This is a genomic window from Lentzea sp. HUAS12, from assembly GCF_024125735.1.
In the GTDB taxonomy this organism is placed as follows: Bacteria; Actinomycetota; Actinomycetes; order Mycobacteriales; family Pseudonocardiaceae; genus Lentzea; species Lentzea albida.
On sequence record NZ_CP099738.1, the window covers coordinates 1,842,552 to 1,858,622 of the forward strand.

Genomic DNA, 16,071 nt, shown 5'->3' on the forward strand with positions numbered 1-16,071 from the left:
GGTCCATCTCGAGGTGAGGGATTCTCCATGCCGGACGAAGAGAAGCTCGTCGCGTACCTGAAGCGAGTCACCGCCGATCTGCACCAGACCCGCCAGCGGCTGGCCGAACTGGAATCCGGCAGGCACGAACCGATCGCCGTGGTCGGAATGGCCTGCCGTTATCCGGGTGACGTCCGTTCCGCCGACGCGCTCTGGGACCTCGTGGTGTCCGGTGGGGATGCGATCTCCGGGTTCCCCACCGACCGCGGCTGGGGCCCCGACGCGGCCGGGTTCGGCGGGTTCCTGTCCGATCTGGCCGGCTTCGACGCGGGGTTCTTCGGGATCTCCCCTCGAGAAGCGCTGGCCATGGACCCACAGCAGCGGCTACTGCTGGAGAACGCGTGGGAGGCGATCGAGAGCGCCGGGATCGATCCGCTGTCCTTGAAGGGCAGTCGTACCGGTGTGTACGTCGGAACGGCGGGGAGCAGCAGCAGCTACTCCGACCTGCTGTCCGAGGCCTCCGACGGACTCGTCCTGACCGGAAGCGCGGCCAGCGTCATCTCCGGTCGGGTGTCCTACACCCTCGGACTGGAAGGGCCGGCGGTCACGCTGGACACGGCGTGCTCGTCCTCTCTCGTGGCGATCCACCTCGCTGCTCAGGCACTGCGCACGCAGGAGTGCTCGCTCGCCTTGGCCGGCGGGATCACCGTGCTCACCGACTCGTTCGTCTTCGCCGAGTTCTCTCGCCAGGGCGGGTTGTCACCGGACGGGCGCTGCAAGGCGTTCGCCGAGGCCGCCGACGGTACCGGGATGTCCGAGGGCGTCGGCGTGCTCCTGCTGGAGCGCTTGTCGGACGCGGAGCGCCACGGGCACCGGGTGCTGGCGGTCATCCGGGGTTCCGCGGTGAACCAGGACGGTGCGTCGAACGGGTTGTCGGCGCCGAACGGTCCGTCCCAGCAGCGGGTCATCCGCAAGGCGCTGGAGGCGGCCGGACTGATCGCGTCCGATGTGGACGCAGTGGAGGCGCACGGCACAGGGACGACGCTCGGTGATCCGATCGAGGCACAGGCTCTGCTGGCGACCTACGGCCAGGACCGCGATCGTCCGCTGCTGCTGGGATCCGTCAAGTCCAACATCGGTCACACGCAGGCGGCGGCGGGTGTCGCGGGCGTGATCAAGATGGTGCAGGCGTTGCGGCACGGTGTACTGCCGAGGACGTTGCACGTGGACGAGCCGTCCTCGCACGTGGACTGGACGGGGGGCGCCGTCGAACTGCTGACCGGGAACACGGAGTGGACCACCTCCGACCGGCCGCGCAGGGCCGCTGTCTCGTCCTTCGGCATCAGCGGCACCAACGCGCACCTCGTCCTGGAACAGGCGCCGGAGCGCGCCGAGCCGGCCCCGCCGGAGATCCCCCTGGTGCCGTGGGTGGTGTCCGCGAGGTCGGATGCGGCGTTGGCGGCACAGGTCGAGGCCGTGTGTTCGGTGGACGCTTCGCGCACCGCGGTGGGCCGGTCCCTGCTGGACCGCTCCGCGTTCGAGCACCGGGTCGTGCTGCTCGCCACCGAGGACGGCGTGTCCGAAGCGGCCCGCGGAGTCGCGGTGGACGGCGGGCTCGTGCTGGTGTTCCCCGGCCAGGGCGCGCAGTGGCCGGGCATGGGCCGCGGGCTCCTGGAGACCTCCGCGGCGTTCCGCGAGCGCATGCAGGAGTGCGCCGCCGCGTTGAGCCCGCACGTGGACTGGTCCCTGCTGGACGTGGTGCGTTCCGGTGCGGATCTGGACCAGGTGGACGTCGTGCAGCCCGTCTCGTGGGCCGTGATGGTGTCTCTGGCGGCGTTGTGGCGCTCCTACGGCGTCGTGCCCTCCGCCGTGCTGGGCCATTCGCAGGGTGAGATCGCGGCGGCGTGCGTCGCGGGAGTGCTGTCGCTGGAGGACGGCGCCCGGATCGTGGCCACGCGCAGCCGGCTGATCGCGCGGGTGCTGTCCGGCAAGGGCGGCATGGCCTCGGCGGCGGCAGGGGTCGACGCCGTGCTGGCGCGGGCCGTGGACGTGTCGATCGCGGCGGTCAACGGTCCGGCGAGCGTCGTGGTCTCCGGCATGGTGGACGACTTCGTGGCCTCGTGCGAGCGTGACGGGATCAGGGTCAAGCGTATCCCGGTGGACTACGCGTCCCACTCGTCCCACGTCGAGCTTCTCGAGGATGAACTGCGTGCGGCACTGGCCGGGGTGACCGCGCGCGACGGTGACGTGCCGTGGCTGTCCACGGTGACAGGTGACTGGGTTGATCCGTCCACACTGGACAGCGGCTACTGGTACGACAACCTGCGCAACACGGTGCGGCTGCACGACGCCGTCCGGAGTCTGGTCGAGCAGGGCCACGGCGTCTTCGTCGAATGCAGCCCGCACCCCGTCCTCACGCCGGGCATCCAGGACACCGTCGAAGCCTGTGGCGCACCGGCGGTCGTGCTGGGCACGCTGCGCCGCGACGACGACTCCCCGACCAGGGTGCTGACATCGCTGGCCGAGGCGTTCGTGCGCGGCGTGGCCGTGGACTGGCGGCAGGTTCTGCCCGCCGGACCTCCTTCCGAACTGCCGACCTATCCCTTCCAGCACGAGCGGTTCTGGCCGTCGCCGAAGCCGGCTCCAGCGGGAGACGCGGCCGACGCCGGGTTCTGGTCGGCGGTGGAGGAGGCGGACGTCGCCTCGCTGGCCGACGAGCTCGGCGTGGACGAGGCCGTGCTGGAGGGCGTGCTCCCGGCGTTGTCGTCCTGGCGGAGCAGGCGGACCACGGCATCCACGGTGGACTCCTGGCGGTACCGGGTGACGTGGACGCGGCTGCCCGAGGTCAGGACCGCGGTGCAGCAGGGCACCTGGCTCGCCGTCGCCGGTGAGGACGATCCCTGGGCGCACTCCGTGGTGGAGGCCTTGAGGACCGTGATGTCCCTGGACGTCGTCGCGCGGTCGGAAGTCGCGGCACGCTCGGTCTCGGAGCCACCGGCGGGAGTGCTGTCGCTGGAGGCGACGGTCGAATCGACGCTGGACCTGGTGCAGGCGCTCGCAGGCGCCGGGCTCGAGGTACCGCTGTGGTGCGCGACGCGCGGCGCGGTGTCCGTCGGTGACGGCGACCGGGTGGACGACCCCGGCCAGGCCGCTGTGTGGGGCATCGGCAGGGTGGCGGCGCTCGAGTACCCGAGGTGGTGGGGCGGCCTCGTCGACCTGCCCGCCGAACTCGACGCGAAGTCCGCCGCCGCCCTCGCGGGGGTGCTGGCGGCGAGCGGTACCGAGGACCAGGTCGCGGTGCGGGAGTCCGGTGTGTTCGGGCGCAGACTGGTGCACGCGCCCGTGTCCGCGGACGCGGTGCGTTCCTGGCGGCCTCGCGGCACGGTCCTGGTCACGGGCGGCACCGGCGGCATCGGCGCTGTGCTCGCACGCCGGCTGGCCCGCGAAGGAACGCACCACCTCCTGCTGGTGTCGCGGCGCGGTCCGGACGCTCCCGGAGCGGCGGAGCTCGCCGAGGAGCTGACCGGGCTCGGGGTGGGCGTCTCCGTCGTGGCCTGTGACGCGAGCGACCGGGCGCAACTCGATGAGGTGCTGGCCGGGATCCCCGCCGGCCGCCCGCTGACGGCGGTCTTCCACGCCGCGGGCGTCGTGGACCACCGCGAGCTGGCCGAGCTGACCGCGGCGGAGCTGTACCCGGTGCTGCACGCGAAGATGGTCGCCGCCGCACACCTGCACGAGCTGACCCGCGATCTGGAGCTCGACGCGTTCGTGCTGTTCGCGTCCGGCGCGGGGATCTGGGGCGGCGCGGGTCAGGGCGCCTACGCCGCCGCGAACGCCTACCTGGATGGGCTCGCCGAGTACCGCCGCTCCGAAGGGCTTACGGCGACCTCGGTGTCGTGGGGGGCCTGGGCGGAGGTGGGGGCCGCCGCCGACGCGGCGCAGCTGTGGCGACGCGGTGTGACCCCCATGAACCCGGAAACGGCCTTGGCCGCCCTGCGCACAGCGCTGGACCACGACGACACGGCGATCACCGTGGCAGGCCTCGACTGGGAGCTCTTCGCGCCCGCGTTCACCGCGGGCAGGCCGAGCCCGTTGCTCTCCTCGATCCCGGAGGCCGTCGCGGCGCTGTCGATCGCGGACGCCGTGCAGGGCGGTGTGCAGGCGGGAACCGCGTTGCGGCACCGGCTCGAGGGGATCGACGAGCAGGAGCGCCTGTCCCTCCTGCTCGACCTCACCCGCACCCACGCCGCGGCCGCGATCGGTCACCGGTCGGCGGACGCCGTCCCGGCGGGCAAGGCGTTCCGGCAGCTGGGCTTCGACTCCCTGACCGCGGTCGATCTCCGCAACAGGCTCGTCGCCGCCACCGGTCTCGCTCTGCCGTCCACGCTCGTCTTCGACCACCCGACACCCGTGGCGCTCGCACGGCACCTGCGGTCCGCGCTGCTCCCGGACCTTCCCGCCGAGACGGGCGAGGACGACGAGGAGACGCGCCTCCGCAAGGTCCTGGCGAGCATCCCGGTCGAGCGCTATCGCGAAGCAGGCCTGCTGGACCTCGTGCTGGGACTCGCCTCCGGTGACACCGCGGCGCCCGAGCCGCAGCCCGAGGGGTCGGAGTCCCTCGACGACCTGGACGCCGCGAGCTTGCTGCGGCTCGCCGCCGGGACCATCACGAGCGAAGGATGACCGTGGAGAGCGCGATGAACCAGCCCGCGGCGGACTTCGTCGAGGCACTCAGGGCCCAGCTCAAGGAGAACGACCGGCTGCGCCGGCAGAACCAGCGGCTCGTGGCCGCCAGGGTCGAGCCGCTGGCCGTCGTCGGGATGGCGTGCAGGCTGCCCGGAGGGGTCGAGTCACCCGAGGACCTGTGGGACCTCGTCCGCGACGGCAGGGACGCCATCTCCGGGTTCCCGCAGGACCGCGGCTGGGACCTCGCCGGACTGATCGGCACGGGACCTGGCCAGAGCATCACCGGCTCCGGCGGCTTCCTCGGCGACGTGGCGGGCTTCGACGCGGAGTTCTTCGGGATCGCCCCGCGCGAGGCCCTGGCGATGGACCCCCAGCAGCGGATCTCGCTGGAGGTCTGCTGGGAGGCGCTCGAACACGCCGGCATCGACCCCGCCTCGCTGGCCGGGAGCCAGACCGGAGTGTTCGTCGGGGCGTCGGCGGGTGACTACGACGCCGCGTCGGACGGCACCGAGGGCTACAACCTCACCGGCGGCTCGATGGCGGTGGTGTCGGGCCGGTTGTCCTACCAGCTGGGGCTCGAAGGCCCCGCAGTCACCGTGGACACCGCCTGTTCCTCCTCTCTGGTCGCCCTGCACTGGGCGGGCCAGTCGCTGCGGCAGGGCGAGTGCGACCTCGCACTGGTCGGTGGTGTGGCAGTGCTCGCCACGCCGGGTGTGTTCGTGGAGTTCTCCCGTCAGGGCGGCCTCGCGCCGGACGGGCGCTGCAAGTCCTTCTCCGAGACCGCCGACGGCACGGGGTGGGCGGAGGGCGCCGCGATGCTGGTGCTGGAGCGCCTGTCCGACGCCGAACGCAACGGGCACCGCGTCCTCGCCCTGGTGCGGGGCTCGGCGGTGAACCAGGACGGGGCTTCGAACGGCCTGTCGGCGCCGAACGGACCCTCGCAGCAGCGGGTGATCCGCAGTGCCCTGAAGCGCGCGGGACTCACACCGTCCGATGTGGACGTCGTCGAGGCGCACGGCACCGGGACGACCCTCGGTGATCCGATCGAGGCGCAGGCCCTGCTCGCCACCTACGGCCAGGAGCGCGAACGCCCGGTCCTGGTCGGGTCGATGAAGTCGAACATCGGCCACACGCAGGCGGCGTCCGGTCTCGCCGGTGTGATCAAGATGGTCCAGGCCCTGCGGCACGGCGTGGCGCCGCAGAGCCTGCACCTCGACCAGCCCTCCTCGCACGTGGACTGGTCGGCGGGCGCGGTCGAACTGCTCACCGGACCCTCGGAGTGGCCGGAGGTGGACCGTCCGAGGCGGGCCGCCGTGTCCGCGTTCGGTGTGAGTGGCACGAACGCGCACGTGATCCTGGAACAGGGCCCCGCACCGGCGGACCACGAGCCGGCGGAGGTGCCGGTGGTGCCCTGGGTGGTGTCGGCGACGTCGGAGCCGGCGTTGGCCACCCAGGTGGACCGCCTGCGTTCCCGGACGGAAGACCGTGCGGACGTGGGATGGACTCTGCTGAGCCGTTCGGTTTTCGAGCACCGGTCGGTGTTGCTCGCCTCGGAGGACGGGGTCGCCGAGGTCGCGCGTGGTGTGGCCGGGGAGCACGAGCTGGCGTTCCTGTTCTCGGGTCAGGGGTCGCAGCGGCTGGGGATGGGCCGGGGCCTGTACGGGCGTTTCCCGGTGTTCGCTGAGGCGTTGGACGAGGTGTTGGATCGGCTGGATCCCGCTGTGCGTGAGGTGATGTGGGGTTCGGATCAGGAACTGTTGAACCGCACGGGATTCGCTCAGCCTGCGTTGTTCGCGGTTGAGGTGGCGTTGTTCCGGTTGGTGGAGTCGTGGGGTGTCGCGCCGGATTTCGTGGCGGGGCATTCGATCGGTGAGGTGGCGGCGGCGCATGTCGCCGGGGTGTTGTCTTTGGATGACGCGTGCACGTTGGTGCGGGCGCGCGCTGGGTTGATGGAGGCGTTGCCGTCGGGTGGGGCGATGGTTGCCATTGCGGCGACCGAGGCCGAGGTTCTGCCGTTGCTGGGCGAGGGTGTGTCCATTGCTGCGGTGAACGGCCCGGCTTCCGTTGTCGTTGCGGGTGATGAGGCGGCGGTGCTGAAGATCGCGGCCAGGTTCGCGGATCGCAAGACCACTCGCTTGCGGGCGTCTCATGCGTTCCACTCGCCGTTGATGGAGCCGATGCTGGCCGAGTTCGCTCGGGCGTTGCAGGGTTTGTCGTTCGCGGAGCCTCGTATTCCGTTGGTGTCGAACGTGACCGGCGAGCTCGTGACCGATGAGGTGTGCGATCCGGAGTACTGGGTGCGGCACGTGCGGGAGGCGGTGCGCTTCGCCGATGGCTTGCACGCGCTGTCCAGTGCCGGGGTGACGGCGTTCCTGGAGCTGGGGCCGGACGGTGTGCTGACCGGTCTGGTCGAGGACGGCGTTGCCGTGCCTGCGTTGCGCAGGGACCGCGACGAGGAGACCTCGCTGCTGACGGCGCTGGGGCGCCTGTACGTGAACGGTGTGGACGTGGACTGGCGCGGCATCGTTCCCGCCGGACGTCTGCTCGACCTGCCGACCTACGCCTTCCAGCGGGAACGGTTCTGGCCGACGGGAACACCGGCCGCGACCCCCGCCCAGGTGAGCGCGGAGGACCTCGTCCTGTCGGGAAGCATCGCCGAGCGGACCAAGGCCATGACGAAGGTGGTGCGCGCCGAGACCGCGGCTGTGCTGGGACACACCAGCTCCGATCGCGTCGCGACGAACAGGGCGTTCGGAGACCTGGGGTTCGACTCGCTCATGGCGGTGGAACTGAGGCGCCGCCTGGCCGCGACGACCGGGGTGGAGTTGGCCGCCACCGCGGTCTTCGACCACCCCACGCCCAGTTCCCTCGCGGCCCACCTCGCGTCGGCGATGCTCGGCCAGGACACGGACATCGACCGGCCGCACGCACTGCGGGCGGTGTCGGCCGACGATCCGATCGCCATCGTGGGGATGGCGTGCCGGTACCCCGGCGGCATCTCCTCGCCGGAGGACCTGTGGCAGCTGGTGGCGGACGGTGCCGACGGGATCAGCCGGTTCCCCTCCGACCGCGGCTGGGACCTCGACGCCCTGTCAGGAGGGGGTTCCGGGCACAGCGTGACCGGATCCGGTGGCTTCCTCGCGGACATAGCCGGGTTCGACGCCCGCTTCTTCGGCATCTCGCCGCGCGAGGCGCTGGCGATGGATCCTCAGCAGCGACTGGTGCTGGAGGTGTGCTGGGAGGCGGTCGAGCGAGCCGGGATCGACCCGGCCTCGCTGCGCGGCAGCCAGAGCGGTGTCTTCGTCGGCACCAACGGACAGGACTACGCGAACCTGGTGCTCACCGCGGACGACGACGTCCTCGGCCATGCGGGCACGGGGCTCGCGGCCAGCGTGATGTCCGGGCGGGTGGCCTACACCCTGGGGCTCGAGGGCCCGGCTGTCACGGTCGACACCGCTTGCTCGTCGTCGCTCGTGGCACTGCACTGGGCGGCTCATGCACTGCGCCGGGGCGAGTGCTCGCTGGCGCTGGCCGGCGGTGTCAACCTGATGTCCACTTCGGACGCCTTCGTCGGGTTCTCGCTGCAGGGCGGTCTCGCACCGGACGGGCGCAGCAAGTCGTTCTCCGACGACGCGGACGGTGTCGCGTGGTCCGAGGGCGTCGGGATGGTGCTGCTGGAAAGGCTCTCCGACGCCCGGCGCCACGGTCACCACGTGCTGGCGCTGCTGCGCGGCTCGGCCGTGAACTCCGACGGCGCGTCGAACGGGCTGACGGCTCCCAGCGGTCCGGCCCAGCGCCGGGTCATCCGCCAGGCGTTGGCGGACGCACGGCTCAGGTCGTCCGACGTGGACGTCGTCGAGGCTCACGGAACCGGCACGACGCTCGGTGATCCCATCGAAGCGCACGCTTTGCTGCGGACCTACGGGCAGGAACGCGAACGCCCCCTGCTGCTGGGCTCGATCAAGTCGAACATCGGTCACAGCCAGGCGGCGGCGGGCGTCGCGGGACTGATCAAGATGGTGCAGGCCATGCGTCACGGTGTCGTGCCGAAGACGCTGCACGTGATCGCGCCGTCCTCCGCGGTGGACTGGTCGACCGGCTCGATCGAGCTGGTGACCGAGCAGACCGCGTGGCCGGAGACCGGGCGCCCCCGGCGCGCGGCCGTGTCGTCGTTCGGTGTCAGCGGCACGAACGCGCACGTGATCGTGGAGCACGTCGCCGCACCGGTCGAACCGGAAACGGTCGATCCGGCCGTCGTGCCGTGGCCGGTGTCGGCGAAGTCCGCAGCGGCACTGGCGGCGCAGATCGAGCGCGTCCGCTCGGTCGACGCTCTCCGGACCGACATCGCCTGGTCGCTCGCGGCCAGGACCGCCTTCGAGAACCGCGCGGTTCTGCTGGCGACCGACGACGGCGTCATCGAGGTTGCCCGTGGCGTGGTAGCCGAACAGTCGGTGGCGTTCTTGTTCTCTGGGCAGGGTTCGCAGCGGGTGGGGATGGGCCGCGACCTGTACGGGCGGTTCCCGGTGTTCGCTGCGGCGTTCGACGAGGTGCTGGACCGCCTGGAGCCGGGGCTTCGGGACGTGATGTGGGGTTCGGATCAGGAGTTGTTGAATCGCACGGGTTTTGCTCAGCCTGCGTTGTTCGCGGTTGAGGTGGCGTTGTTCCGCCTGGTGGAGTCGTGGGGTGTCGCGCCGGATTTCGTGGCGGGGCATTCGATCGGTGAGGTGGCGGCCGCACACGTCGCCGGGGTGTTGTCGCTGGACGATGCCTGCACGTTGGTGCGGGCGCGCGCTGGGTTGATGGAGGCGTTGCCTGCGGGTGGGGCGATGGTCGCCATCGCTGCGACCGAGGCCGAAGTCCTTCCCCTGCTGAGTGAGGGTGTCTCGATCGCGGCGGTGAACCGGGCCGATTCGGTGGTGGTCGCGGGCGACGAGGCGGCGGTGCTGGAGATCGCGGCCCGGTTCGAAGATCGGAAGACGTCGGGGTTGAAGGTGTCCCATGCTTTCCACTCGCCGTTGATGGAGCCGATGCTGGCCGAGTTCGCTCAGGCGTTGCAGGGCTTGTCGTTCCGTGCGCCGTTTATGCCGTTGGTGTCGAACGTGACCGGTGCTCTGGTCACCGACGAGGTGTGCTCGCCGGAGTACTGGGTCCGGCACGTGCGGGAGGCAGTGCGCTTCGCCGACGGCCTGCGGGCGTTGACGGACGCGGGTGCGACGGCGTTCCTGGAGCTGGGACCGGACGGCGTGCTGACCGGCCTGGTCGACGAACGCCCGGCGGTTGCGGCGTTGCGCAGGAACCGCGACGAGGAGACCTCGCTGCTGACCGCGCTCGGCGAGCTGCACGTGCGGGGTGTGGATGTCGACTGGCGCCAGGTGGTCCCCGCGGGCCGGCTGGTGGACCTGCCCACCTACCCCTTCGAACACGAACGCTTCTGGCCCGAGATCGACCACGTAGTGGACGTGGACTCCTGGCGTTACCGCGTCGACTGGCTCCCGGTGCCCACCACGAACGCCGAGGTGTCACCGGGTCGGTGGCTGGTGATCATGTCCGAGGGTGGTGACGCGGACTGGGTGACCGACGTGCTCGGCGACGACGTCGACCTCCAGGTCCAGGGCGACCCGATCGACCCGTCGCGCTCCTACGCCGGTGTGCTGATCTTCCCGCACACGGTCGAGTCGGTGCTGCTGCTCACCCAGGCCGTGCTCGCCGCCGATCTCGACGCGCGGATGTGGTGCGTGACGCGGGGTGCGGTCGCCGTGGACGGGGACGAGCTGGTCGCCGACGCCGGGCTGTCGATGGTCTGGGGTCTCGGCCGGGTGGTGGCGCTGGAGCGTCCCGCGACGTGGGGCGGACTGGTCGACCTGCCCGCCGAGATCGACGAGCGGGTAGTCGCGGGCCTCCGGTCGGTGCTCGCCGGAAGCGAGGACCAGGTCGCCGTGCGGCCCACCGGCGTCTTCGGCCGACGGTTGGTCCGGGCACCGATCACCGCGGGCGGCGACTGGCGGCCGCGCGGGACCGCGCTCATCACGGGCGGCACCGGTGGCCTGGGCGCGTTCGTCGCACGGTGGCTCGCGCGCGACGGCGTCGAGCACCTGGTGCTGATGTCGCGGCGCGGCCCCGCGGCGCCTGGTGCGGACGAACTCCGCGCGGAACTGGAGGCCCTGGGCGCACGGGTGACCGTCGTCGCCTGCGACGCCGCCGACCGGGACGCGGTCTCCGGCGTCCTCGCCGCCGTCCCTGCCGACGTGCCGCTGACCGCCGTGTTCCACGCCGCGGGTGTGGTGGCGGGCAACGCCGGGGTGGAGTCGCTGACACCGGCCGACCTCGACGGGGAGATCCGCGCGAAGGTGACGTCGGCCCGGTGGCTGCACGAGCTCACCGAGGACGCGGAGCTGGACGCGTTCGTGCTGTTCTCCTCCATCGCGGGCATCTGGGGCACCGGCGGGCAGTCCGGGTACGCGGCGGCGAACGCCTACCTCGACGGACTCGCGGAGTACCGCAGGGGCCGGGGCCTGCCCGCGACGGCGGTCTCCTGGGGCGCGTGGGCGGAAGCGGGCATGGCGGCCGATCCCGAGGTGGGGGACCACCTGCGCAAGCGCGGCGTGCTGCCGATCCGGCCCGACGCCGGGCTCACCGCGCTGCGCCGGGCGATCGAGGCCGGCGACACCGCCGTGACCGTGTCCAACATGGACTGGGCGCGGTTCGTGCCCGGCTACACCGCCGCACGGCCCAGCCCGTTGCTGGCCGAGTTGCCGGAGGTCGCCGCGGCACTGGCGGTCGACGTCAGCGGCCAGGACGCCGGACTGCGGCGCACCCTGGCCGGTCTGCCCGAACAGGAGCGGCGGCAGGCCGTGCTGGACCTGGTGCGCACGACCGCGTCGGCCGCCCTCGGCCGCGGCGACGCCGCCGAGGTCCCGCCCGGCAGGGCGTTCCGCGACCTCGGGTTCGACTCGCTGACGGCCGTGGACCTGCGCGGAAGGCTGGTCGCCGCGACCGGGCTGCCCCTGCCCACCACCCTCGCCTTCGACCACCCGACGGCGGAGGTGCTCGCCGAGTACCTGGTGGAGGAGCTGTTCGGGGCCGCGTCGGCACAACAGGCGCCCGTGGAGGCGGTCGCCCGCGTGGAGGGGGACCCGGTCGTCGTCGTGGGAATGGCGTGCCGGTACCCCGGCGGCGTCGGCTCGGCCGAGGAGCTGTGGCAGCTCGTCGTCTCCGGTGAGGACGCGATCGGTGACTTCCCCGCGGATCGTGGCTGGCGGGTGGAGCCGGGTCTGAGTGCGACGGCGTCAGGTGGGTTCCTGCACGACATCGCCGGGTTCGACGCGGGATTCTTCGGGATCTCGCCGCGCGAGGCGCAGGTGATGGACCCGCAGCAGCGGCTGCTGCTGGAGACGTCGTGGGAGGCGCTCGAACACGCCGGGATCGACCCGGAGTCGGTGCGGGGCAGCCAGACCGGTGTCTTCGTCGGCACGAACGGCCAGGACTACTCGACCCTCGTGGAGAACGCGTCCGAGGACGTCGGCGGGATGGCGGGAACCGGGCTGGCGGCCAGCGTCCTGTCCGGCAGGGTGTCCTACACGTTCGGGTTCGAGGGGCCGGCGATGACGATCGACACCGCCTGCTCGTCGTCGCTCGTCGCGCTGCACCTCGCCGCCCAGGCGCTGCGCTCGGGGGAGTGCTCCCTCGCCCTGGCCGGTGGCGTCACGGTGATGTCCACACCGGACGCGTTCGTCGAGTTCACCCGGCAGGGAGGGTTGGCACCCGACGGCCGGTGCAAGCCGTTCTCCGACCGGGCGGACGGCACGGGCTGGTCGGAGGGCGTGGGCGTCCTCGTCGTCGAGCGGTTGTCGGACGCCGAACGCAACGGGCACCCGGTCCTGGCGGTGCTGCGCGGCAGCGCGGTCAACCAGGACGGCGCGAGCAACGGCCTGACCGCGCCGAACGGGCCTTCGCAGCAACGCGTGATCCGCCGGGCGCTGGCCGGTGCCGGGCTGTCGCCGTCCGAGGTCGACGCGGTGGAGGCGCACGGCACCGGCACGACTCTCGGCGATCCGATCGAGGCGCAGGCGCTCGTCGGCGTCTACGGGCAGGACCGGGACCGGCCGCTGCTGCTGGGCGCGATCAAGTCCAACCTCGGGCACACCCAGGCCGCCGCCGGTGTCGCCGGCGTGATCAAGATGATCATGGCGATGCGGCACGGCGTCCTGCCGGCCACCCTGCACGCGGACCCTCCTTCGTCCCACGTGGACTGGTCGGCGGGCGCGGTGCGGCTGCTGTCGGAGAACACGCCCTGGGAGACCGGGGGCAGGCCGCGGCGCGCCGGGATCTCCTCGTTCGGGATCAGCGGCACCAACGCGCACGTCATCATCGAGGAGCCCGGGCCGTCCGCCGGCCAGGACTCCCCGGACCGGCCTGTCGTGCCGTGGGTCGTGTCCGCGAAGTCGGAAACGGCGCTGACGGCCCAGATCGGCCGCCTGCGCGAGGTCGACGCCCCGCGCGGGGACGTCGGCTGGTCGTTGCTGGCCAGGTCGGAGTTCGACCACCGGGCGGTGCTGCTCGCGACCGCGACGGGTGTCAGCGAGGTGGCCAGGGGCGTCGCCGGGAAGCAGGTCCCGGCCTTCCTGTTCTCCGGGCAGGGCTCGCAGCGCCTGGGGATGGGCCGGGACCTCGCCGCGCGGTTCCCCGTGTTCTCCGACGCCCTGGACGAGGTCCTGGGGTACCTCCCGGCCGGGTTGCGGGAGCGGATGTGGGGATCGGACGCGGACGAGCTGAACCGGACGGGGAACGCCCAGCCCGCGCTGTTCGCGGTCGAGGTCGCGCTGTGCCGGCTCCTCGAGTCGTGGGGGATCGTGCCCGGTTTCGTCGGCGGTCACTCCGTCGGCGAGATCGCCGCGGCACACGTCGCCGGGGTCTTCTCCCTGCCCGACGCCTGCCTGCTCGTCGAGACCAGGGCGAGACTGATGCAGGCGCTCCCGCCGGGCGGTGCGATGGTCGCGATCGCGGCGACCGAGGCCGAGGTCCTCGCGGTGCTCCCGGCCACGGTGGCGATCGCCGCGGTCAACTCCCGTTCGTCGGTCGTGGTGGCCGGGCCGGAGGACGACGTCCTCGCGGTGGCCGCCCGTTTCCAGGGACGCAGGACGACGAGGCTGCGGGTGTCCCACGCCTTCCACTCACCACTCGTGGAGCCGGTGCTGGACGACTTCGCCGAGGTCGTGGCGGGCCTGCGGTTCGGCCGGCCGTCCCTGCCCGTCGTGTCGAACCTGACCGGTGGTCTGGTGTCGGACGAACTGTGCTCACCGGAGTACTGGGTGCGGCACGTGCGCGAGACCGTGCGGTTCGCCGACGGGCTGCGGGCGGTGACCGAAGCCGGCGCGACGCTGCTGCTGGAGGTGGGGCCGGGCAGCGCGCTGGCGGCGCTGGCGGACGACGCGACCGTGGTGCCGGTGTTGCGCGGTGACCGCGACGAGGAGACCGCCGTCCTGGCCGCGGCGGCCAGGGCGCACGTCGCCGGGGCACCTGTGGACTGGCGGCGGGTCGTGCCCACCGGGCGGCGGGTGGACCTGCCCACCTACGCCTTCCAGCACCAGCGGCTGTGGCTCGCGTCCTCCACCGAGACGGCTGGGCACGACAGCCTGCTCCGGCTGCGCTGGGTTCCCCTGTCCACCGGGGCGGCCGAGGCGGGCCGGGACGTGGAGTTCTTCCGGCCGTCCATCGGAACCGACGTCGTCGCCGGAGTCCACGACTCCGTGCGCCAGGTGCTCGCGGCGGTCGAGGACCTGCTCGCCGCCGACCGCCAGGACGGCGCCCGCCTGGTCGTCGTGACCACCGGGGCCGTGGCGGCCGGTCCGGCCGAGGACGTGACCGGGATCGCCGCCGCGGGTGTGTGGGGACTGGTCCGGTCCGCCCAGTCCGAACACCCCGGCCGGCTCCTTCTGGTCGACCTGGACGGTGACGACCGGTCCGAGGCCGTCCTGCGCGCCGCGGTCGGCGCCGCGTTCGCCGCGGACGAGTCGCAGCTCGCGATCCGCGAAGGCGTCGTCTCCGTTCCGCGCCTGTCCCGCGTCCACGACGCCCCGGTGGTGACCGGGTGCCGCGACGACCTGTCCGGCACCGTCCTCGTCACCGGCGGCACGGGCACACTGGGCGGCCTGGTCGCACGCCACCTGGTGACCAGGCGGGGCGTTCGCCGGCTGCTGCTGACCAGCAGGCGGGGCCCTGAGGCGCCCGACGCGCGGCGGCTGTGCGCCGAACTGGCCGAACTGGGGGCGGAAGCCCACGTCGTCGCCTGCGACATGGCCGACCGGGAGGCGGTGGCCCGTCTGCTCGCCGACATCCCCTCCGAACACCCGCTCACCGGTGTCGTGCACGCCGCGGGCGTCGTGGACGACGGCGTGGTCGGCGCGCTGACCGCGGAGCAGGTGGACCGGGTGCTGCGGGCCAAGGCCGATTCGGCGTGGTTCCTGCACGAGCTGACCGAGCACCTCGATCTCGCGTTGTTCGTCCTGTTCTCCTCGGCGGCGGGGGTACTCGGCGCCCAGGGGCAGGCCAACTACGCGGCGGCCAACACGTTCCTGGACGCGGTGGCGCAGCACCGCCGTGCCAGGGGACTCGCGGCGACGTCGCTCGCGTGGGGCCTGTGGGCCGAGCGCAGCGGCATCAGCGGCGACCTGACCGAAGCGGGCCTCGCCCGGCTCCGGCGCAGCGGAGCCGTCGCGTTGCACACCGAGCAGGCGCTGGAGTTGTTCGACATCGGATCGGAGATGCCGGACGCACTGGTGGTGCCCGCACCGCTGGACACGAGAGTCCTGGTGGGCGCGGACGTGCCCGCGGTGCTGCGCGACCTCGTCCCCGCCGTGCCGCGGACCGCGGACGAGCACCGGACCGCGGGTCCCTCGCTGGCCGAACGGCTGGCAGGGCTCGACCCGCGCGCACAGGACGAGCTGGTGCTCCGGCTCGTGTCCGGTCACGTCGCGACGGTGCTCGGTCTCGACTCGGCCGACCAGGTCGAACCGCACCGGGGCTTCCTCGAACTGGGGATCACGTCGCTGACCGCGGTCGAGCTGCGCAACCTGCTCGCGGCCGACACCGGGATCAGGCTGCCCAGCACGCTGGTCTTCGACCACCCGGCGCCCGCCGTCCTCGCCGGGCACCTGCGAGCCGCGGTGGACGCCGCGGCCGAGCCCGCGATCGAACCACTCCTCGCACGGCTGGAAAGCGCGGCACCGCGTCTGTCCGATGAGGACAGGGAGAGCCTGCTCCGGCGCCTGACCGACCTGCAGCGCGTGCTCCTCGGCGGCACCGAGCCGCACGACGACCAGGCGCTGGTCCTCGCGGACGCGACCGACGACGAGATGTTCGCCCTGATCGACAAGGAACTCGGTCTCGACTGAGTTCGATCCACTCCTG

At 72.4% G+C, this 16,071-nt stretch carries 1 protein-coding gene and 1 pseudogene; both read left to right on the forward strand.

The window, feature by feature from the left end:
* Nucleotides 1-66: 66 nt before the first annotated feature.
* A pseudogene (locus ND450_RS07830) lies at nt 67-4,662 on the forward strand (type I polyketide synthase); the annotation flags it as partial.
* A complete protein-coding gene (locus tag ND450_RS07835; RefSeq protein WP_253325492.1) occupies nt 4,659-16,055 on the forward strand; it encodes a type I polyketide synthase in 11,397 nt (3,798 codons plus the stop codon). The pseudogene ND450_RS07830 and the gene ND450_RS07835, both read left to right, overlap by 4 nt.
* Nucleotides 16,056-16,071 lie beyond the last annotated feature (16 nt).

Excerpts from the sequence above, each read along its gene's own strand:
- ND450_RS07835 (WP_253325492.1), top strand. The coding sequence starts at position 4,659 with ATGACCGTGGAGAGCGCGATGAACCAGCCCGCGGCGGACTTCGTCGAG.